The 19963-nt window shown below is 45.2% G+C and carries 21 protein-coding genes; 12 read left to right on the forward strand and 9 right to left on the reverse strand.

The window, feature by feature from the left end; genetic code table 11:
• Window positions 1-22 precede the first annotated feature (22 nt).
• From ACYQ1O_RS07985 to ACYQ1O_RS08005, 5 genes are read left to right on the forward strand one after another with little or no spacing between them, the layout of a single operon-like run.
• Window positions 23-1363: a hypothetical protein gene (locus tag ACYQ1O_RS07985; protein WP_459991136.1), complete on the forward strand. Its 1341-nt coding sequence runs from the start codon at window positions 23-25 to the stop codon at window positions 1361-1363.
• A gap of 16 nt (window positions 1364-1379) precedes the next feature.
• A complete protein-coding gene (locus ACYQ1O_RS07990) occupies window positions 1380-2774 on the forward strand; it encodes a hypothetical protein (RefSeq protein WP_459991137.1) in 1395 nt (464 codons plus the stop codon).
• Window positions 2771-4360, forward strand: a complete 1590-nt coding sequence (locus ACYQ1O_RS07995) for an ArnT family glycosyltransferase (RefSeq protein ID WP_459991138.1) — start codon at window positions 2771-2773, stop codon at window positions 4358-4360. Before ACYQ1O_RS07990 ends, ACYQ1O_RS07995 begins: the two co-directional genes overlap by 4 nt.
• Before the next feature lie 7 nt (window positions 4361-4367).
• Window positions 4368-5348, forward strand: a complete 981-nt coding sequence (locus tag ACYQ1O_RS08000; RefSeq protein ID WP_459991139.1) for an alpha/beta hydrolase — start codon at window positions 4368-4370, stop codon at window positions 5346-5348.
• A 27-nt stretch (window positions 5349-5375) separates the two neighbouring features.
• The gene (locus ACYQ1O_RS08005; protein WP_459991140.1) at window positions 5376-6380 is read left to right on the forward strand and encodes a sulfotransferase family protein; all 1005 of its coding nucleotides are present in this window, start codon (window positions 5376-5378) and stop codon (window positions 6378-6380) included.
• A 52-nt stretch (window positions 6381-6432) separates the two neighbouring features.
• Here ACYQ1O_RS08005 and ACYQ1O_RS08010 read toward each other — a convergent pair whose 3' ends face one another.
• On the reverse strand, window positions 6433-7353 hold the full coding sequence (locus tag ACYQ1O_RS08010; protein ID WP_459991141.1) for an alpha/beta hydrolase: 921 nt from the start codon (window positions 7351-7353) through the stop codon (window positions 6433-6435).
• 132 nt (window positions 7354-7485) lie between these two features.
• Here ACYQ1O_RS08010 and ACYQ1O_RS08015 point away from each other — a divergent pair, with 132 nt between their 5' ends.
• Window positions 7486-7851 carry a DUF6164 family protein gene (locus tag ACYQ1O_RS08015; protein WP_459991142.1) on the forward strand — a complete coding sequence of 122 codons (366 nt, stop codon included), beginning with the start codon at window positions 7486-7488 and terminating at the stop codon, window positions 7849-7851.
• 2 nt (window positions 7852-7853) lie between these two features.
• On the opposite strand, the gene ACYQ1O_RS08020 is transcribed toward ACYQ1O_RS08015, so the two are convergent.
• From ACYQ1O_RS08020 to ACYQ1O_RS08035, 4 genes are all read right to left on the reverse strand, one after another.
• Window positions 7854-8606: a DUF5765 domain-containing protein gene (locus ACYQ1O_RS08020; RefSeq protein ID WP_459991143.1), complete on the reverse strand. Its 753-nt coding sequence runs from the start codon at window positions 8604-8606 to the stop codon at window positions 7854-7856.
• A gap of 101 nt (window positions 8607-8707) precedes the next feature.
• A complete protein-coding gene (gene ydiK / locus ACYQ1O_RS08025; RefSeq protein ID WP_459991144.1) occupies window positions 8708-9763 on the reverse strand; it encodes an AI-2E family transporter YdiK in 1056 nt (351 codons plus the stop codon).
• A 3-nt stretch (window positions 9764-9766) separates the two neighbouring features.
• Complete coding sequence (locus tag ACYQ1O_RS08030) at window positions 9767-10195, reverse strand: GlcG/HbpS family heme-binding protein (protein WP_459991145.1); 429 nt, start codon at window positions 10193-10195, stop codon at window positions 9767-9769.
• Between the two features lie 9 nt (window positions 10196-10204).
• Window positions 10205-10813, reverse strand: coding sequence for an arylesterase (locus ACYQ1O_RS08035; RefSeq protein ID WP_459991146.1), 609 nt, complete (start codon window positions 10811-10813; stop codon window positions 10205-10207).
• A 1-nt stretch (window position 10814) separates the two neighbouring features.
• Here ACYQ1O_RS08035 and ACYQ1O_RS08040 point away from each other — a divergent pair, with 1 nt between their 5' ends.
• The 4 genes from ACYQ1O_RS08040 (at window position 10815) to ACYQ1O_RS08055 (ending at window position 16371) form a co-directional block, all read left to right on the forward strand.
• Window positions 10815-11501, forward strand: a complete 687-nt coding sequence (locus tag ACYQ1O_RS08040) for an ABC transporter ATP-binding protein (protein ID WP_459991147.1) — start codon at window positions 10815-10817, stop codon at window positions 11499-11501.
• A complete protein-coding gene (locus tag ACYQ1O_RS08045; protein ID WP_459991148.1) occupies window positions 11498-13981 on the forward strand; it encodes an ABC transporter permease in 2484 nt (827 codons plus the stop codon). The genes ACYQ1O_RS08040 and ACYQ1O_RS08045 overlap by 4 nt, the downstream gene beginning before the upstream one ends.
• A gap of 100 nt (window positions 13982-14081) precedes the next feature.
• A complete protein-coding gene (hxlAB, locus tag ACYQ1O_RS08050; protein WP_459991149.1) occupies window positions 14082-15257 on the forward strand; it encodes a bifunctional 3-hexulose-6-phosphate synthase/6-phospho-3-hexuloisomerase in 1176 nt (391 codons plus the stop codon).
• 100 nt (window positions 15258-15357) lie between these two features.
• Complete coding sequence (locus ACYQ1O_RS08055; protein WP_459991150.1) at window positions 15358-16371, forward strand: Gfo/Idh/MocA family protein; 1014 nt, start codon at window positions 15358-15360, stop codon at window positions 16369-16371.
• Window positions 16372-16426: 55 nt separating this feature from the next.
• Here the strand turns inward: ACYQ1O_RS08055 and ACYQ1O_RS08060 are convergent, their stop codons facing one another.
• The 3 genes from ACYQ1O_RS08060 to ACYQ1O_RS08070 are packed head-to-tail and all read right to left on the reverse strand — an operon-like array spanning window position 16427 to window position 17708.
• Window positions 16427-16834, reverse strand: a complete 408-nt coding sequence (locus ACYQ1O_RS08060; RefSeq protein WP_459991151.1) for a gamma-glutamylcyclotransferase family protein — start codon at window positions 16832-16834, stop codon at window positions 16427-16429.
• A gap of 25 nt (window positions 16835-16859) precedes the next feature.
• The gene (locus ACYQ1O_RS08065; RefSeq protein WP_459991152.1) at window positions 16860-17339 is read right to left on the reverse strand and encodes a hypothetical protein; all 480 of its coding nucleotides are present in this window, start codon (window positions 17337-17339) and stop codon (window positions 16860-16862) included.
• Between the two features lie 33 nt (window positions 17340-17372).
• Window positions 17373-17708 (reverse strand): DUF2782 domain-containing protein, encoded by a 336-nt coding sequence (locus ACYQ1O_RS08070; protein ID WP_459991153.1) that lies wholly within the window; start codon window positions 17706-17708, stop codon window positions 17373-17375.
• Window positions 17709-17929: 221 nt separating this feature from the next.
• Between ACYQ1O_RS08070 and ACYQ1O_RS08075 the strand changes: the two genes are divergently transcribed.
• Together ACYQ1O_RS08075 and ACYQ1O_RS08080 are read left to right on the forward strand one after the other, a co-directional pair.
• Entirely contained in the window at window positions 17930-18376 is a 447-nt protein-coding gene (locus ACYQ1O_RS08075; RefSeq protein WP_459991154.1) for a DUF1499 domain-containing protein, read from the forward strand.
• Between the two features lie 6 nt (window positions 18377-18382).
• Window positions 18383-19747, forward strand: a complete 1365-nt coding sequence (locus ACYQ1O_RS08080; protein WP_459991155.1) for a cryptochrome/photolyase family protein — start codon at window positions 18383-18385, stop codon at window positions 19745-19747.
• Window positions 19748-19784: 37 nt separating this feature from the next.
• On the opposite strand, the gene ACYQ1O_RS08085 is transcribed toward ACYQ1O_RS08080, so the two are convergent.
• A complete protein-coding gene (locus tag ACYQ1O_RS08085; protein WP_459991156.1) occupies window positions 19785-19952 on the reverse strand; it encodes a rubredoxin in 168 nt (55 codons plus the stop codon).
• Between the last annotated feature and the right edge of the window lie 11 nt (window positions 19953-19963).

Raw genomic sequence — 19963 nt, forward strand, 5'->3', positions numbered from 1 at the left:
ACAACCCTAATGGAGGCTTCAGTTGTTTTCTACTGCTAAAGATATAACTTTGAAACATCTAAGCAACCTGCCAAAATATTGGGTATTGGGGGCGGTACTAGTCGCCATGTCGGCATTAAGCCTATTGGGTCAATGGTTTGTTTTTCCGTTATACGATTCAATTTACGCTACGCATATAAAGGGTATTTTTTTAGGCGTATCTGTGCCATTTTATATGGTTTTTTTAATGGCTCTTATTTCTTCCTATTTAACTATAAAGATTAACCCGATAGCTGCACTTATCTTATCATGGCTAACGGTTGTGTTGGTTTTTTCAATTCCTATCATAACTTTGCTTTATAATGATGGATTATTTTTATCATACTTGGTGCAATCAAAATTAAGTATTGCCATCAATCAAATCAGTGTTCTCTATTTGCCATTAAATCAAGTTTCTCAGCCAGTATTAGAACCTGTTACTGATATTGCTAATGCTTGGGACACTGTAAAAATATTAATGGCAACACTCAGTGTTTCATGGTTTTTTTGTGCATTTTTTGTCATTGGATTACATTTATTAATTTGCAATAATGTGCGTTTAGAAAAAAAATATACATTTGGAGTTGGTTTTTTCATTATCATTTTTTTTATAACGGCTAATATTGAAGGTATTAATAATTTTATCGTCAGTAGTCAAAACTTAAAGACCATATCGCAATTAAATACTGAAGGAAAATCTAAACAAGCTCTTGATGTTTGTCAGTTAACAATCAGAATAAAGCCACTATATGCTTATTCTGATTCAATGATGGGCGATTGTTTCTTAGCTGTGTTGAAAAACTACAAATACACCCACCCATTAACCAGTTATACAAACTTGGTTTGGAAGAAAAACGTAATAATTAAAGCCCCTAGTTTGGGTGCAGAACCACTATTTATTTACACGTATAATAAGTTACTTATAAATGAAATTGAGCTAAGAAAAACACTAAAGTCGGATTTAGATGTTCAGTTATTAAACTGGCTACTTCGATATGGCGAGCAAGCCATTTTAAGTAATATTAAAAAAGCAGTAACAAAGCACAATGAAAGTTATGCGCTCAATCAAGTTTTAACATTAATTAAAGATGATAATTTACTAAAGAATTATTATTTGGCAATGCTTTATAATAAATCGGAGAATCCTGAAAAATCAGCTTACTATTATAAATTATTAGTTACCGATATTGAATATAAACGAATCAAGGCTGATATGTTATGTGGATTAGGCGATGCTTATCATTTAAGTGGAAAATACTTATTGGCAAGAAAAGCATATTTTGCCTGCCGAAATATAGACAAAGCTTATAATTTCCGTGCTGCAAAAGCATTGTCTGGGACATAAATAACTGGAAATAACGATGGCTAGAATTAAAATATTTGAACTGCCTATACCCATCCCTGTTTTTTTTGTGATTCTGTTTTTTTCATTTTTAATGGTTTTTTTGTCAGATAAACTATTAATAGACCAACCAATAAACTCTTACCATCACTTTAATAACAATGCCCATTGGATAAAGTCCAAAGCAGCTAGCGAAGAATCTTACTATATAAAACCTATCCATTTATCTGAAAAACCCATTCAAGCCTTTATTACTGTTTCAGCAACAGATAGTTTTAATTTTTATGTTAATGGCATATTAGCAGGTGGAAAAAACTATCTTGGCGGCAAACCAGTTGCTACTTATGATGTTCATCATTTATTAAAAGCAGGGCCTAATGTCTTAGCAGCGAAAGTTGTTAGCAACAGCTCTGGAATTAATAGTCATCTAATTTCTGAAATGGTTTATAAAACTACCTCAGGTACTTTTAATATCTATTCTGACTCTAGCTGGTTATCGACAAACCATTTTCCTATAGTTCAGTATCTTGTTACGGGTAATCCATTATATTGGTATCAGAATGGCTATGCTAGCCATTATTGGGGTAATGCCATTTTAGCAACGAGTTATGACAACTTATCGCACGTACCTAATAACGTAATGCCAAAGCAATTGGCTCAATTCAATAAAAGTTTATATTTATGGGATAAGGATAATTTAACACCACACCTAACAATAGAGAATAGTTTTTTTCTCCTTGATATACCAGTCGAATCGGCAAATTTAGGCGTATCAGTTGATGGTTATTATAAAATAAAAGTCAATGGCTATGATATAGTCAATAATAAGGCAACTACTAGTCAAGTCGTTTTGCATGATATTGGACGCTATTTAAAAAGTAAAAACACAATAGCAATTGATCTATTTTCTGCTGGATTTCCTAAAAGGGCTGCTGTATATGGAAATATAGTTTATAAAACCGGACAAATGACCAATATTTCAACAGATGCCAATTGGGTGGCGGCTGATAATAAACGCAATGAAGGCTTGGTTTTTTTTAAACCTGATAAAAATATACCTAAATTTACCACAGTCGCTAACACTTCTGCTCCTTTTTTTTATTTTAATAAATACATAGGTTTTACAATGAATATCTTCGTTGTGGGTGTCTTTATTGTTTTAATTGGACAAGTTTTAGTTTCATTTTTAGCAGAATCGACGCATTGTTTTTCTTACTGGCAATGGTATTGCTATCCTTATGTTATCGCTTGCATCGTTATGTTGGGAGTGATTTTTGTTATTTATGATCCTGACTTTGTTTTTTATATTGGTTATTTAAAAATACCGTTTATTTTCGGTATTTTTATTACTTTTATTAGTAGTGTTATTTTGTTGTTAACAGCATCACGAATTGATAAAAAGAGATTATTATGAAGTCGATCAATAAAAATCTGTTGTTAGATGGTTATGTGATGTTGATTGTTGCCCTTTCGGGGCTTATAAGAATTTCTTATTCGTCAACCAATTCTATTACCCAAGATGAATCAACTATGGTTTTATTTTCCAGAGGCGTTTCTGAGCGTGGTTATCCATTTCTTCGTCAAACGGTTGGTGATTTTATTATCAGTACTTATGAGTTAATTCCTTATCCGATAGCTTTGTCGACATTACTCTTTGGACATACTGAAACAGCAGTACGTTTACCGTCTACATTGTTTGCGATGCTGACGGTTTATTTTATTTATTATTATGGGAAAAAGCTTTTTGATGTAAGAACCGCAATTATTGCAATCAGTCTTTTTTGTTTATTGCCGTGGTCTATTTATTGGGGGGCTAATGCTTTTTATCCATCGCAACTACAGTGTTTCGCTTTACTCTGTATTATGTCAGTTCATGCTTTGCTAACTAAAGATAAATTACAACAATCGGATTATATAAAAGTTTTTTTATTTTTTATTTTTATGTATTTTAGCTGGGAAGGTTCAGGTGTTTTATTGCTAGTTTTTTCTATCACAGCTTTGTTGTTAAAGTTTGGACAATGGCAATGGCTTGCTAATAAACAGGCAGTAATCCTTGGTTTGTTAATTGTATTTATTGTTATTTTTCAGTTAACATACCGTACTTCGCTAAGGGAGCCTTATAATGTTTTGGGTAATACGCAATCTAATTTAAATGCTTTAAGTTTAGCTTTCCTAAATTCTGATTTTGATCCATTTTTTTATATCAGGTCACTTTTTTCAGAGTCACATGTATTAATTTATGCTTTGTTTGGAATAAGTTTGTTTTTTTTAAAAAAATCTTGGAATTTACGTTATTTATTTTGCATTGTTTTTTTATCAGTTTTGATGCTTAATTTCTTTTTAGGATATTATGCGCTTCGTTATATATATTTTTTATTACCGCTTATTTTATTAATTGTTTCAAATACTTCAGTTAAACTGCTTGATAGCTTAATGCTTCCTTCTGATAAATCCAAATTAGCTTATTTATTAATGTTATTGTTAATGGTTGGCGTGGCTTCTCCATGGGGTATTCAGGCAACTGATCTAGGTGATTTTTTGCAAAATAACCGCCCCTTTGAATTGCGTAGGGAGTTAAGTGGTTTTCGGTTCCGTTCTGTCAATTTGGCTTTACAACAACATTATCAAAAAGGTGATATTTTGGTTGTTCAGGCACCTTTTCCGACGGGGGCTTATTTAGGTATCGAAGGTGATTATTTTTTACAAGCACATACGGTAATGCCGATTATGTATGATCATAGTAACCCTTCTTTATATTTAGATAAATGGCACGGGAATCCTGTGTTGACCAGTATTGATGCATTAAACGATGTTATGCAAAGCCACCCACGGATTTGGATTGTATCGGCACCTGATGGGCCATCCAAATTAAGCTATGGTAAAGAAATGTCCGATTACTTAGATAAGCATTTTTGTGTTGTTAAAGAATCGTTAGATGCCCGTTTGTTGTTATGGGAAAACCCTTTATTCGTTAAACGTACCGATTGCCCAATCACTTAAGGTATTTATGCGCCCTTATATTTTATGTTTATGCTTTTATTTTGCTGGTTTTTGTTTTGCAAACGCACAACCGCCAGATAGATTAGGTCAATTTCGACAGGCAAGACAGGGTACACCTGCTTGGCAATCGAATCGTCACAACACTGATGGCGGTTCCACTTTATCCACTCAGTGGGTTAATTCCCCTGACCATCGTCCTGGTTCTGAAAATGTTGGACACTTTCAGTTTGATAGCCAAGCGATAGGCCAGCCTGTTGGTTATAGTATCTATTTGCCACCGTCTTATGCAGCGGGCAACCAGCATTATCCGGTGATTTATTGGCTGCATGGTAAAACGGGTAATGAATCACGCGGAGCTTATCTTGCCAAATATTTAAATGACGCAATCGCACAAGGTATTTTAAAAGAAACCATTATGGTATTTCCAAATGGCGGTGTTGATAATTTTTACACGGATGCTTTTGATGGTGGTGTAAAAGTTGAATCGATGATTATCAACGAACTGTTACCATTTATTGATAAGCAATACCGCACTTTGGCTAATCGTGAAAACCGCGCCTTAATTGGTTTTTCTATGGGTGGTTTTGGGGCTTTGAAATTTTATTGCAAATACCCCGAAAAATTTGTGGCGGTAGAAACATTAGGTGGTGCTTTTATTGATAAGGATAATCTCCCTGTACGTCATGAAGGCCATACTTTCAAAAGTATTTTTAATAATGATTTTAATTTTTTACAAGTGAATACTCCAGTTTATTGGTGTGCAAAAAATCGTGATGAATTAAAAAAATATCATGAAAATATTAGGTTAGTGATTGGTGATGCTGATTTTACCCGCCCATTTAATGACAAAATGCATGATTTACTGACAAGCTTGTCAATTACGCATAATTATCAAGTATTGAATGATGTAAAACATAATCCCATTGAATATTATGAACATGATGATTTTGGCAGTTTTAAATTTATTGCCGCTGCGTTAGGCAAATAACCGCAAATACTTACAGGTGAATCTGTTATGAAAATGCTTTTTTTAATTGGCGCACCGCGTTCAGGTACGACTTTGCTAGAACGGATATTATCTGCACATTCGCTCATTCAAGGCGGTAGCGAGCCGCATTTGTTAACGCCTTTAGCACATCTTGGCGTTTGGCGTAACGTAGACAAAGCGCCGTTTGACCACATTGTTGCCGCTATTGGACAAAAAGATTTTATTGCGTATTTGCCGAACCAGGAACAAGACTATTGGCTTGCTTGCAGAGCTTATTGCGACACACTTTATAACGCTTACCTCTCAGCGTATCCCAACAAACTGATTTGCCTTGATAAAACGCCCGAATATGCCACTATTTTGCCTTTTATTACCAAGCTTTACCCTGATGCCAAATACATTGTTTTAAGCCGTCATCCCGCCGCTATTTTCTCATCGTTTGCCAATTCTTTTTTTGATGGTGATTGGCAAGTTACCCAAGCCCATGACCCGATTTTATCGCGGTACATACCCGCAATGGCCCATTTTATTCGGCAAGAAGCCGGTAATTTTTGCGCCATCCGTTATGAAGACTTGGTGGCTGATCCTGATGCGGTGGTTGCAAAACTTTGTGATTATTTGGAAATACCCTTTGAGCCTAGTTGCATCAATTATGGTGAAAATAATCTAAGCCAAGGCTTGGGCGATCCATTAGGGGTTGGTAAATTCGTTAGGCCGTCATTAAGTTCGTTAGACAAATGGGCCGAAGAATTACAGGCTGATCCTAACAAATTGTCCATGATGAAAAACATGATCGCTGATATTAATCCCGAAGATTTGAGGTTGTTAGGTTATCCGCCTGAAACGCTCTGGCAGGCACTAGAAAAACTCCAAGGTAAATCCGTTGCTTGGAAAAAGCCCAAATTAAGCCGTTATTTAATTGAACGAAAATTAATTGTCAGATTGAGGCAAGCTGTTCAAAGCAGCTTATTTTTGCAAGCGGTGGTCAAAAAAATGCGCTTGGTTTGTGATGTTTTGTTAAGGGAATATTGATAGGCGAGGGAACTGGCTAGCAAGCCATTAAAGCTTGCTAGCGGTGCATCCGTTAATGGAAATTAAAACCATCAATGCCTATGGCATCGTAATAGGCTTGTGAATCGTGGGCCACGGCCGCCACTTCCAAATATTGGGTGGAAATTTTCAATTGGATAAGCACGTTTTTGTAAAGTGTGCTTAAGTTAAGTTGCGGGTCATCGGTACCGGCAACAACGCGGATACGCACCGGGTAAAGGTTTTTGTCAGTCCGTTTGCTATAACCATTAGCTAATGTATAAGGGCTGTTAGCGGTAAAATAGTTAATGTTATTGCCAAAAGCGGTTGTGTATTCGGCTGTGCCAACAATACTGGTTTTCGTGTTGTAAGGCGCACCATAGGTAATAGCTGAGCTAAACATTTGCGGATATTTAAACAAAAACCGGGCCGAACCGAACCCGCCCATTGAAAAACCCTGCAAAAAGCGGCCTGAACGGTTTTTGATGGTGCGGTATTTGCTGTCGATTAAGGGGATAAGCTCATTAATAACCATCGTCTCGGCGAGCATGGATCTGTCGAACGAATTGCACCACATAGACCTGCCGCCCGCGTTTGGAAAAACGATAATCATCGGCGGTATTGTTTTGGCCGATATAGCGGGGTCAACTAACTCTGCCAGCCAAGAAGCCATTATTTCATTGCCGCCCGCCCCGTGCAGCCAATAAACAACCGGGTATCTTTTGGTTGTGTTGGTTGTATAGCCGGGCGGCAGGTAAACCGAGTAGCCAACGTCTGCACGATTACTGGGGCTTATGAAGGCATGTTGGCTCATACCCTTGGGAAGTGCGGCGGTATTGGTGGTAAACCAGTTGCTAGGCATTGCCGTTGACAGCCTAATTTCTTGCACGACCGCCAACGCATCAGACGGCTTGTGTAATAACAAAACGGATACCATCAGTATCCACATGATTTTGAGCGGTGAAAAACCTTTCATTTATTTTCCCTCTGATCCTAACCCATTAAATAAAAAACATTTTTAGAAAGTCTATGTGACATTTATTAAAATATCCAGCATAGACAATAAATAAATCCCAAGATAGGCACTTAATTTTTACCAAACAGCACAATGAGCAAATTAATATTTCACCTGCGCGGTGTACCCGAAGATGAAGCATTAGAAGTCCGTGATCTCTTAACGGCAGAAGGAATCGACTTTTATGAGACCACGGCTGGCAATTGGGGGGTATCAATGCCTGCCATTTGGCTTAAGGACGATACGGATTTAACAAAGGCGCAAATGTTGTTGTCGGATTATCAACAACAGCGTTATATAAGTCAGCGGCAAGCCTATTTGCAGCGCAAACAAGCCGGACAACACTCAACCATCTGGCAAGCTTTTGTTGATCGTCCGGTCGTTTATATCGCGTATCTGTTGGGTGTATTGATGACGGTTTATGTGTCCATTAAGTGGTTATATGAAATGGGTCTGTAGATTTACGAGCCTATTTTAAGCAACCGCCATAAGAACCACGCCCGCACATGCAAGTATTTATGGATGGGCGTTTTCAATAGCAACAATAACAAACCAATGGAATACAAACACCAAACGGCGGCCCATTCATTCGGGTTTTTGGTGGTTAAAAACGCAAGGAATGGCCCAGTCATAATATGGTAAATGGTCAACTTCCAAGAACCATACAGAACCGGCATCACAAAAGCGGCAACAAGATACATGTTGTACAGCAGCAAATTGGCAGTTGCCGGAATTTCCCAAGCGATATGCCAATCCCCTGAAATGGAGCACACCCGCTTGCCGCAAAACGGTACGGTGAATGAATCAAAATAATCGCCGAATAAAACCAGCTTGCTTTTTACTTCGTAACAAGCGGGCGCCCAATCGAACGGATACAATCGCAGCAACAAGCAGACGGTCGCTAAAAAGCACACGCTGTAAACCACGCCGGTGAGCTTATTTTTGACCTGTTCAGGGATAAAATGCAGCGATACCGCGTTGATGAAAAAAGGTTGGAAAGCAATATGTAGATAGCCCAATAGGGTGGCAATCTGGTTGCCGGGATTGCTGCAATCGTCTATCACCGTGTAGGTGTAAGCCTGCAAGGCTTCCATCAATGAGAAAAACCCCAAGGCCGCGCAAATGGCAGGCGGATGTTTTTTATAATAAAAATAAACGGTACTGGATAAGCCCACGGTTGCCAGTACTGTTGAAGCTTCACCGCTCCAGCACATAAATTCCCCGTATTTTTTATATTGAGTGAGTGGTTAAAAGAAAGCCGGACATTTTAGCGGATGTTAACGGCTTTTTCTGTAAATGAAGTGGGTGATTTCCGCTATTCAGGTTGTTCAGCAATCCAAGCGGCAAGCAACGTGTAGGTCACAGCCAATAATACCGGGCCAATAAAAATACCAACCAAACCCAATTCGATCATGCCGCCGATGACACCGGCAAAAATCAGTAATAATGGCAAATCTGCGCCTTTTTTGATGAGAATGGGGCGGATGACGTTGTCGATGGAGCTGACGAAAATAGACCAAACCAACAACACCGAACCCCATGTGGTGTCGCCCGACCAATACAACCAAGCCACCGCAGGAAACAACACAAACAAAGTGCCCAATTGTGCCAGCGTGAGCATGAATGTAAGCGCTGTTAAAATGGCGGCAAAAGGAATGCCCGCTGCAAACAGGCCGACCGCCGCCAAGCTGGATTGTACTAAAGCCGTCACCACCACACCCAACGCCACGCCTCGGATGGCTTGTGCCGCCAGCAGCATGGATTGTTCGCCAGCATCACCAGCCAAGCGCCGACCAAATGCCAACACCGCACTTTTAACGTTTTCGCCTTGTGCGTATAACAACGCAGACATCAAAATCGTCAGCAAAAATTGCATCGTCAATAAGCCAAAGTTACCGACTTCTTTAATAAACCATTGGGCGGTTTTGCTGACATACGGGCTGATTTTTTGGGTCAGGCCCGTACTGTTGATACTCATGTACTTATGCCAAGCTTCGCCAATGGTGTCGCCTATCAAAGGCAAGTCTTGCAACCATGGTGGGGCAATCGCAGGAATTTGCAAACTGGTTAAGGCTTTTACCCATTCACTGATCTGGTCAATATTGTCGGCAATGGTGCCGATGGCGAGGGTAAAAGGGATGACAAAAATCAGCAGCAGCGCACCGGTCATCACTGCTACAGCAAGGCCACGCTTATTTTGCAGCTTGTTTTGTACGCCGATCAATAAGGGCCATGTGGCAACCACGATCATTGCGGCCCAAAGCAGTGCGGGAATAAAAGGTGAGATGATCCAGAGGGATCCGCCCGCCAACCCGCACAAGGCCAAGATGGCGAGCAGGGTGCGGGTCAGGTCAAAGCGGGCGGCGGGCATGGCTTAGACGCTGGCGAAATAGCCAACTGCTTCAATACCGGCAATGGCACAACGTTCGTCTTGGTCGGATTTGTCACCGCTAATGCCGACTGCGCCAATCAAATTATTGTCGGCATCGCGGATTAACACGCCGCCAGGAACCGGCATAATTTTGCCTTCGGCGACATCAATCAAGGCATTCATAAAATCAGGGCGTTGTTCCGCGACGGCTGCCAAACTGCGTGAAGACACGCCCATATTGACCGCACCCCACGCTTTTGCCGTGGCGATTTTTTGGCGGATCATGCTGGCACCGTCTTCACGTTGCAAAGCTTTAAGATGTCCGGCGTTATCCAAGACAACGACGGTAATCGGCGCCATGTTCAACTCTCTGGCAACGTGGATGGCGGTGTTGATGATATGGTTGGCTTGTTTGAGCGTTAGTACGGACATGGGCGGTTCTCAATGGTTAAGTAAAGGAAAAAGGGTAGATTGGATAGTGTCGGCAATAATGGATTGTGCCTTTGCATTCGGATGAAGGCCATCCGCTTGCATCAATTCGGGGTTAAGGGCGACTTTGTCGAGCATAAACGGCACCAATGGCACATTAAGTTCTTGGGATAATTGTGGATAAACATTGTAGAACAGCTCAATATAGCGTTTGCCGTAATTGGGCGGGATTTTCATACCCAACAACATGACTTTACCGCCAGCGGTGCGGATGCGGTCAATCATGATGGTCAGGTTACTTTTTAGCGCGACCGGTGAAAGGCCACGCAAACCATCGTTGGCACCGAGTTCTATTAAAACCCAAGCTGGTTTTTGTGCCGCCAAGATATGATCCAGGCGCGCCAAACCTCCAGCGCTGGTTTCGCCGCTAATACTGGCATTGCTAAGGCGGTAAGGGCTGTTTGAAACTTGCAGGCGGTCTTGCAACAAGGCCACCCAACCTTGGTCTACCTCCATGCCATAACCCGCGCTGATGCTGTCGCCCAAAACAACAATGGTCGATTGCCCAAAAGCACACATTGGCAATAACGAAATTATCACAACAGCTAAAAATCTCGACATTATGCGCCTTCAAGAAGATGATTTAAATAACATTATAGTAACAGAAAGTCTGGGCAAAGCGGTGCAGACTTCCGATGGCACGCTCAATATCCTATCGGCCATCAATCTCACCATAAAAGCGGGTGAAAGCCTTGCCATTATTGGCGAATCAGGCTCAGGAAAATCCACGCTCATCAGCTTATTGGCAGGATTGGATACACCCACATCCGGCAGCATCCACATACAAGGCCAATCATTGACGGCGATGAATGAAGACGGTCGGGCAGCGTTACGGAACGCCCTGATTGGTTTTGTCTTCCAATCGTTCCAATTGCTGCCGGGCTTGACGGCTTTGGAAAACGTCATGTTGCCTTTGGAATTAAGCGGCAATCCGCAGGCTAAGGCCATGGCGGCGGCGCTGTTGCAGCGCGTAGGCTTGGCGCATCGGCTAACCCACACACCCAAACAATTGTCCGGCGGCGAACAGCAACGCGTGGCTTTAGCCAGAGCATTTGTCACCCGCCCCGCAATTTTGTTTGCAGACGAACCCACCGGCAACCTCGATAGCAAAACCGGTGCGACCATTATTGATTTGCTGTTCGAACTCAACCAAGAAAATCACACCACGCTGATTTTAGTCACCCACGATGCCGGATTGGCGGCACGTTGCCAACGCACACTGCGCTTGTCAGCCGGGTGCATGGTATGAAGCGTTTTAATTTAGCCTTACGGTTATTGTGGCGGGATAGCCGCTCCGGCGAACTGGGCCTATTAATTACCGCCTTGATTATTGCCGTCACCAGCGCCAGCGCCGTTGCGTTGTTTGCCGACCGTCTGCAACAAACCATGATGACGCAATCCGCCGAGTTTTTGGCGGGCGATCTGGCGGTCAGCAGCAGTGCGTCCATCCCCAACGCTTGGCTGGCAAAAGCCGTAGAATGGCAGCTTAAACAAGCCCGCACTACCGAGTTTTCAAGCGTTTTAATGGAACACGACGAAATTCTGTTGGCGAGCGTTAAAGCCGTCACTGAAGCCTATCCGTTACGCGGGCAGCTAAAAACCACCGAAAGCGATTACGCCAACGAAACCCAAAGCGCACAAGGCCCACCTGCCGGTACGGTGTGGGTAGAAAAACGCATCTTATCAGCACTAAAACTTAACTTAGGCGACCGTTTGACGGTGGGCGAAAAAGCCTTGCAGGTTACCCGCATCCTGACTTACGAACCCGACAAACAAGGCGATTTCTTTAGTTTCTCACCGCGTGTCATGATGAATGATGCCGATTTGGCGGCAACCCAGGTGATCCAACCCGGCAGCCATGTCCATTATTTTGCCCAATTTACGGGTACAGAACAGGCTTTGCAGGCATACAGCCAATGGCTTAAGCCGCAGCTTAACCCTTCGCAACGCTTATTGGATATTCGCCAAGACCGCCCCGAAATTGGTTTGGGCATCGAGCGTGCCGAACGTTATTTAAGCCTATCGAGCATTGTCGTCATTTTATTGGCGGGTGTGGCGATTGCTATGGCGGCCCGCCGCTACAGCGAACGGCATTTCAACGCCACGGCTTTGTTGCGTTGCTTGGGCTGCCAGCAACAGGAAATCTTGTTTTTGTATGGCAGCCAATTTATCGTCTTGGGTTTGCTGGCCAGTGTTGTCGGCTGTGGTTTAGGTTGGTTGGCGCAAGCCGGTTTGTTCCATCTGTTAAAGCCGCTGTTACCGCAACACGTCGCCAATCCCAGCCCCGTAGCCTTATTGTTCGGCGCGGTGATCGGCATGGCGGTATTGTTGGGTTTTGCATTGCCGCCGTTATTGCGCTTAAAACAAGTGTCGCCGTTGCGCGTCCTGCGCCGCGAGTTGGAGCCTTTACCAAGCAGTGCATGGCTGGTCTACGGTTTGGCGATCAGCATCGTGGGTATTTTGGTTTGGCAAGCCACCCACGACTTAAAAATGACCTCAACCATTTTAGGCGTGGGATTGGTGTGTTGGTTGCTTTTGGGGGCATTGGTTTATGCGTTGCTGGGGTTGATCCAGCCGCTACTGCCCAAACTCAGCCTGAGCTGGCGGTTTGGTTTGCAAGGCTTGTCCAGAAACCGGACCGCTAGCGTTAGCCAAATTTTGGCGTTCAGCATCACCTTGGTGGCTATGTTGCTGAGCTATAACGTCCGCAACGATTTGCTCGATAACTGGCAAAAACAATTGCCGGAAAATGCGCCCAACCATTTCGCGCTCAATATTTTTCCCGACCAACAAGCCGCCTTCCAACAAGCTTTGCAGGCGGGCAATATCCGCAGCAGCCGTTTTTATCCGGTCAGCCGAGGCCGCTTGGTGGCTATCAACGCCATACCGGTGCAAAAAGTGGTCAGCAAAGACAGCCAAGGCGAAGGGGCAACCCACCGCGAACTGAGCCTAACGTGGTCGCAAACATTGCCTGAAGAAAACAGCCTGAGCCAAGGCATTTGGTGGACAAGCCCGCAAGCCGGACAGGTGTCGGTGGAACAAAAATTGGCGGAAAGCCTGAAAATCAAATTGGGCGACAAGCTGACCTTTACGCTGGGCAGCGAACAACTGGAGGCGACCGTCACCAGCATCCGCGCCCTGCAATGGGGAACGATGAAGCCAAATTTTTACATGATTTTCTCGCCTGGCACGTTGGATGCGTTCCCCAGTACTTATCTGACCAGTTTCTATCTGCCGGCAGCGGATAAAAACCAGTTGAATGGCTTGGTCAAGCAATTCCCCGCCGTGACGTTGCTGGAAGTGGATGCCTTGTTGCAACAATTTAAAACGCTGCTTAGCCAGCTGACTCAAGCTATCAATTACTTATTGTATTTTGCCTTGATGGCGGGTTTCACGGTGCTGTTTGCGGCCTTGCTGTCAACCCTCGACCAACGCATCTACGAAGGTGCGCTGATGCGGACTTTGGGCGCTAACCGCCGGTTGCTGCAAAACGCGCATCTGATCGAATACGGCGTCTTGGGCTTATTGGCGGGCGGGTTATCGGTCATCCTTTCTGAAACCTTGTTGTATGTCTTGTATACACGCGTACTCAGCTTGGACTATCACCCTGTTTACGCGCTTTGGGCCATTGTGCCATTTGGCGCTGCGGTTTTGGTGGGCATCGCCGGATTGTTGGGTTTGCGCGGTGTTTTATCAAAACCACCGTTGCAAGTGCTGCGGGAATTGTGATTTGTCAGGCGCAAGCCAGCCACCAAATTGACATCCGCCCCCAGCTGTTTTAGAGTTCAACGATTGAGTGATAATATAAAAATTATACGGGAGATAGCACATGGCAAGAGCATTGATACAGTTAGCGTTGGATTCGTTGGATTTTGACCAAACCCTCAGCCTCGCAGAAAAAACCGCACCTTATGTTGATATTTTTGAAGTAGGTACACCGTGCATCAAATTTAACGGTGTTGAAATTGTTAAGGCCTTACGCGCTAAGTTTCCGGAAAAGCTGATCTTGGTTGACCTGAAAACCATGGATGCGGGCGAATACGAAGCCACACCGTTTTACGCCGCCGGTGCCGATATTTGTACCGTATTGGGCGTTTCCGGTTTGGCGACCATCGAAGGCGTGGTTAAAGCCGCCAAAGCCCATAAAGCCGAAGCGCAAATTGACTTAATCAACGTACCCGACAAATTGGCCTGTGCGCGCGCAGCTGCCGAACTGGGCGCGAATATCATTGGTGTCCATACCGGTTTGGATGCACAAGCGGCTGGACAAACACCTTTTGCCGATTTGCAGGCCATTGCTGAGCTGGGCTTGAAAATGCGCGTATCGGTTGCCGGTGGCATCAAGCCATCGACTGTCAAACAAGTGGTCGAAGCCGGTGCCCATATTATTGTCGTCGGCGCAGCCATTTACGGCGCACCTTGCCCTGCTGAAGCAGCGAAAAAAATCCGCGACATTGCCGATGGCAAAAACACCCACCAACAAATGGTCGTCAATAAAATCACCAGCATTTTGTCAGAAACCAACGACTACTATCCCGTCATCTTGACGCGTATGCTGGATCGCGCAGGCCGCGTTTTTGTCACCGGTGCCGGCCGTTCAGGGCAAATCGCCAAATTCTTCGCCATGCGCCTCATGCACAGCGGCTATACCGTCAGTGTTGTTGGCGAAATTGTGACGCCCAGCATTAAACGCGGCGACTTGCTCATCATCATTTCCGGTTCGGGCGAAACCGAGCAATTGATCGCTTTCACCAAAAAAGCCCGCGAAGTGCGTGCCGATATTGTCTTGATTTCAACGAAAGCCAATTCAACCATTGGCGATATGGCGGACAATGTCTTGCAAATTGGCGTACCTAGCCAATACAGCAAAGTCGAAGGCATGCCGATGGGAACGGTGTTTGAATTGTCCACCTTATTGTTCTTGGAAGCGTACATTTCGCATCTGATCCACGAGAAAGGCATCCCCGAAGAAATCATGCGCGAACGCCACGCCAACTTAGAATAAGCGCGGCTCAACCCGTATTGGCAAATCCCCCGTTTGTGCCGGAAAAGCGGACACGGACGGGGGATTTTTTATGGTCTGTCATAATGAATTTAGGTGAAACATGGAAACTCAACAAAAATTGCGCTGGGGCATTTTAGGCGCGGCCCGCATTAACGAACGGCTCATGCCTGCCATTGTCGAAGCCGACAACGCCCAATTGGTTGCGGTTGGCAGTCGTCGCGTCGGAGCGGCGGCGGAAACTTTGGCGAAATATGGCGCCAACCAACAAAATGTAGCTTGCTACGACAGCCTGGAAGCGGTACTGACCGACCCCAATGTCGATGCCGTCTATGTGCCGGTTGCCAACCACGAACACGCCGAATGGGCATTGCGCGCCATCGAACACGGCAAACATGTGCTGTGCGAAAAGCCAATGGCGTTGACAGTGGCGGATATTGAACAAATAGAACAGGCCGCGCAGCAACATCAGGTCAAAGTGATGGAAGGTTTTATGTACCGTTTCCATCCGCAACACGCACGTGTTTTGGAATTGATCGGATCGGGCGTTATCGGTGAAGTGCGTTCGGTGCGGGCCAGCTATTCATTTATGATGCGTCCGGCGCGAATTTACCGTTTGGCGGAAAGTGTGGCACACGGTGGCGGCGCCATGTGGGATATTGGCTGCTATGCCATCCATTCGGCACGGCTTATTTTTCCACAACCAGCCTTGGCTGTTACCGCCATCAGTAAATACGTACCTAGCGGTGCGGATGTCGCCACCAGCGGCATCATCGATTTTGGCGACGGCAAATACGCGCATTTTGATTTTAGCTTTGAGCGGGCGCGCCGTTGCGAGTACGAAATCATCGGTACGCAAGGCGGCATCAAATGTCATGTGGTTTGGCAATTGCCAGGCGATGTGCCGGTGATTTCTTTGTGGACTGAAGCGGGCCAGCAATGCGAAGAGCGTTTGCCTGCAGCCAACCACTTCCGTTTGGAGATTGAACAATTTAGCGCGAATGTGCTGAACGATACCGCGCCGTTGCTATCGTTGGACGATGCCAAAGCCAATTGCCAAATTATTGTGGCGGCTTTGCAATCGGCAGCGGAAGGGCGGTTGGTTAAGTTAGGTTAACGGCAAGTATTGCTGCGCTTGGCTTTTGCCAGCGCAGCACAATTTATTGATTGGCTTAGGAACCACCATTTTGCCAAGCCAAATAATCACCACCGGCAATAGGCATCAAGCCACTGACATCCCAATGGTAAAGATAAACCCACGCGGTCACACTTGAGCTATCAAGCAAGACGATGTCGGTGAGGGTTCTGTAATATTCTTGCGGCTCAGGAAAGCGTTGGCTGCATTCTTCATAATCATCCAATCGTGACAGCACGCTGCTGTCGGCAAGCACATACACTTCGCCGACCACCCGCTCAGCGGGATTATCAGACAATACCGCACCCGGATAATTGTCCACTTCGTACAAACGCCCCTGCAAATAGCCATAAGACAACCAGTGCCAATCAGCACCGAACAGCTGTTGACGGCGGCTTGGGTGATGTCTGCGTAATGTGCCGTAGACAAATAGATAAGTGTTCAAAACGAAAACAAAGGTAGGGGAGGGCTTAGCTTTCTGTTTTCAGGCGTTCCCTGATGTCGATAATGGCTTCATATTCCGCCAGTTTAGGCCGGTACAAAAACATCCCCAAAGCCGACATAAAGGCAAAAATATACAAAGTATTGAAGCCATCGCCCAGCATGTACATGACAAAACCAAATACGCCAATGGTTTCAACCATGACCATCGACACCACCACGGTATAGAAATAACGCATTTTTGAAGGCCTGTCGCCCGGCATGGTTTGGTTTAGCCGCAGCTGGATATGGCGGATCAGATTGGTGATGGGCATCATGATAATGCCCATGACATAAAATAAAGTACGCGCGAAAACGCGTTGGTCTTCAGGCGCAGGTTCTTGCAAACTGGCACCCATGACATGGCTGATAACGATAAACGCCACCAAGGCCGAAGCCACTAGGGCGACGACCAGCCAATGTGGGAGTAAATCGGCCTTTAACGTGTTGGCCTTGGATGGATTGGGCATGTGTTTTCCTGCTGGTTGCTGTTTAACGGGCGATTAATCCCATTCGAAAATTTTCCAAAGGTTGACGTTGCCGTCTTGATTCATATCGCTGCGGCGGATGTCCAGCTTGCCGTCGCCATTGGTATCCAAAAAGTAATACGCGGGGCCAATATCGGGTACCACTTTCACCATATAGAGCCTGCCGCTGCGGCGGTACTCGTGGACGATTTGGTTGCCGCGTCGGACAATGGTAATGTCCGGCTCCAAATTTTCACCGCTATGGACAGGCAAGGGTGGTTGAGGCACATCAGGTACTTGCTCCAGCTTTGGCGGTGCCTCGTCGGCGAACGCAGGGCAAGCAAGCAAGCAGAGTAAAATAATACGGCGCATGGGGCAACTCCTATGGGGTAATGCGTGCTTATATTATGACAGTTTTACAGAATGAAGTTGCTTAAGGCATTCTACAAGTCTGCAATACTGTTTTGTTATGCTTTAATATTTTGTTTTTATAGGCCATTTAAACTATTCTCGTAAGGGATGGCGCTTAAAATTGACAGCCGCCAAGATTGTGTCAAATTGGTAGCCTACGCATCCTTGCCTTTGTGTGTTTTATGACTCTTAAACCTTTACTACTTTGCCTGCTGATGACTTTACTCAACACCTTACCCGAAATGGCGGAAGCCAATAGCAAAAAGTTGCCGCCGTGCCTAAAAAGCCCCAATTGCGTGTCCAGCCAAGCGCCGTTGATTGACAAGACGCATTTTATTGCCCCGTTTGAAATCAAAGGTAATCCCCAAAAAGCGTGGGAAGCCTTAAAACTGGCCATCAATGACAAGCAGCGCATGGTCATCACCCACGAAACCCATGATACCCTGCATGCCGAAGCCACCAGCTTGGTGTTCCGTTTTATTGACGACATCAACGTGGTGATGGATGCCGAAGCCGAATTGATCCACATCCGTTCGGCCTCGCGTACCGGACACAGTGATTTTGGCGTTAACCGCCGCCGCATCGAAAGCTTGCGGCAAACACTGCAAAATGCCGGTGTCATTGAATAAATTGGCGTGACTATTTACCAACGGGCGTTGTTCGTTTTCCGTCGCGATTTACGCCTAAGCGACAACAACGCCCTTAACGAAGCACTGCGCTTATCCAGGCAGGTCATGCCTTGTTTTATTTTCGATCCTCGGCAAATCCAGGCGCATCCTTACCAAAGCCAACCCGCCTTGCAGTTTATGTTGCAGTCGCTGGACGATCTTCAGCAACAATTGCAAGCCGCCGGCAGCCAACTGGCATTACGCACAGGCCAAGCCGAACAAGTCATTCGCCAATTGCATCAGCAATACGGTTTTGATGCCGTATTTACCAACCGTGATTACACTCCGTTTAGCCGCCAACGCGATTTTGCCATCGCCGAAACTTGCGAAAGTTTAGGCATCCAATTGCACTATCTTGCCGATGCTTTGCTTAACGAACCGGAGCAAGCGTTAAAAAACGGTCAAACGCCTTATAAGGTCTTCACCCCGTTTTTTAATAACGCCGCACGTTTGCCGGTGGCGAAGCCACAACCGCTGGTTGGACAACATTTTCAAAGCCTAGCCAGCGACTTTAATTTTGAAGCGCTGAAATCAGATGTCCAAAGCAAAATCATCGGCGGTCGCCGACAAGCGCTAGCTATCATCAACAATTTATCGCGTTACCGCGACTATCAAAACCAACGCGATTTTCCGGCCTTAGCCGCCACCAGTTTGCTGTCGGCGCACTTAAAATTTGGCACCTGTTCGGTCAGGGAGGTTTATCACGCCATTAGTCAGCAACTCGGACATGCGCATCCGTTAATTCGGCAATTATATTGGCGCGATTTTTTTACCCACATCGCCTACCATTTTCCGCACGTGTTTGGGCAGCCGTTCAATCCGAACTATGCCGATTTGCAATGGGATAACGATTTGGAGAAGTTTAAGCGTTGGTGCGCAGGCCAAACCGGCTTTCCTATTGTCGATGCCGGCATGCGTGAATTGAACGCGACCGGGTTTATGCACAACCGGGTCAGAATGATAACCGCGTCGTTTTTGGTGAAGGATTTACATATCAGTTGGCGTTGGGGCGAGCGGTATTTTGCCCAACATTTAGTCGATTACGACCCGTGTGTGAATAACGGCAACTGGCAGTGGGCGGCATCCACCGGCTGCGATGCCCAACCCTATTTCCGAATTTTTAACCCGTGGCTGCAACAACAAAAGTTTGATGCCGATTGCCGTTACATTTTGCAATGGCTGCCGGAATTGCAAGGGCAGGCTGTTAAAACCATCCATCACTGGTATCAATCCCATCAGCCTTGCGGCTATCCGCCGCCGATGCTGGACCATGCCATTGAAAGTGCGCTCAGCAAAGCCCGCTTTAAAACGGCAGTCGCGCAACAAAGCTAATCGGGAGTACAAAACCCATTTTGTACTCCGCCGCCAGTTAACCCATCAATTCAAAATCCTCTTTACCGACGCGGCAATCCGGACAAAACCAGTCATCAGGCACGTCCGCCCACACGGTACCGGGTTCGATTCCAGAATCAGGATCACCCAAGGCTTCGTCGTAGATATAGCCGCACACGACGCATTCGTATTTTTTGTATTCCATAAAAGTTCTCG

The organism is Methylosoma difficile (assembly GCF_054657615.1).

Bases quoted from the DNA above. Each gene is read 5' to 3' on its own strand.
- ACYQ1O_RS07990 (WP_459991137.1), top strand. From the start codon at position 1,380: ATGGCTAGAATTAAAATATTTGAACTGCCTATACCCATCCCTGTTTTT.
- ACYQ1O_RS08065 (WP_459991152.1), bottom strand. From the start codon at position 17,339: ATGCCCAATCCATCCAAGGCCAACACGTTAAAGGCCGATTTACTCCCA.
- ACYQ1O_RS08075 (WP_459991154.1), top strand. From the start codon at position 17,930: ATGACTCTTAAACCTTTACTACTTTGCCTGCTGATGACTTTACTCAAC.
- ACYQ1O_RS08005 (WP_459991140.1), top strand. From the start codon at position 5,376: ATGAAAATGCTTTTTTTAATTGGCGCACCGCGTTCAGGTACGACTTTG.
- ACYQ1O_RS08015 (WP_459991142.1), top strand. From the start codon at position 7,486: ATGAGCAAATTAATATTTCACCTGCGCGGTGTACCCGAAGATGAAGCA.
- ACYQ1O_RS08020 (WP_459991143.1), bottom strand. From the start codon at position 8,606: ATGTGCTGGAGCGGTGAAGCTTCAACAGTACTGGCAACCGTGGGCTTA.
- ydiK (WP_459991144.1), bottom strand. From the start codon at position 9,763: ATGCCCGCCGCCCGCTTTGACCTGACCCGCACCCTGCTCGCCATCTTG.
- ACYQ1O_RS08085 (WP_459991156.1), bottom strand. From the start codon at position 19,952: ATGGAATACAAAAAATACGAATGCGTCGTGTGCGGCTATATCTACGAC.
- ACYQ1O_RS08070 (WP_459991153.1), bottom strand. From the start codon at position 17,708: ATGCGCCGTATTATTTTACTCTGCTTGCTTGCTTGCCCTGCGTTCGCC.
- ACYQ1O_RS08055 (WP_459991150.1), top strand. From the start codon at position 15,358: ATGGAAACTCAACAAAAATTGCGCTGGGGCATTTTAGGCGCGGCCCGC.
- ACYQ1O_RS08035 (WP_459991146.1), bottom strand. From the start codon at position 10,813: ATGTCGAGATTTTTAGCTGTTGTGATAATTTCGTTATTGCCAATGTGT.
- ACYQ1O_RS08010 (WP_459991141.1), bottom strand. From the start codon at position 7,353: ATGAAAGGTTTTTCACCGCTCAAAATCATGTGGATACTGATGGTATCC.
- ACYQ1O_RS08030 (WP_459991145.1), bottom strand. From the start codon at position 10,195: ATGTCCGTACTAACGCTCAAACAAGCCAACCATATCATCAACACCGCC.
- hxlAB (WP_459991149.1), top strand. From the start codon at position 14,082: ATGGCAAGAGCATTGATACAGTTAGCGTTGGATTCGTTGGATTTTGAC.
- ACYQ1O_RS07995 (WP_459991138.1), top strand. From the start codon at position 2,771: ATGAAGTCGATCAATAAAAATCTGTTGTTAGATGGTTATGTGATGTTG.
- ACYQ1O_RS08000 (WP_459991139.1), top strand. From the start codon at position 4,368: ATGCGCCCTTATATTTTATGTTTATGCTTTTATTTTGCTGGTTTTTGT.
- ACYQ1O_RS08045 (WP_459991148.1), top strand. From the start codon at position 11,498: ATGAAGCGTTTTAATTTAGCCTTACGGTTATTGTGGCGGGATAGCCGC.
- ACYQ1O_RS08040 (WP_459991147.1), top strand. From the start codon at position 10,815: ATGCGCCTTCAAGAAGATGATTTAAATAACATTATAGTAACAGAAAGT.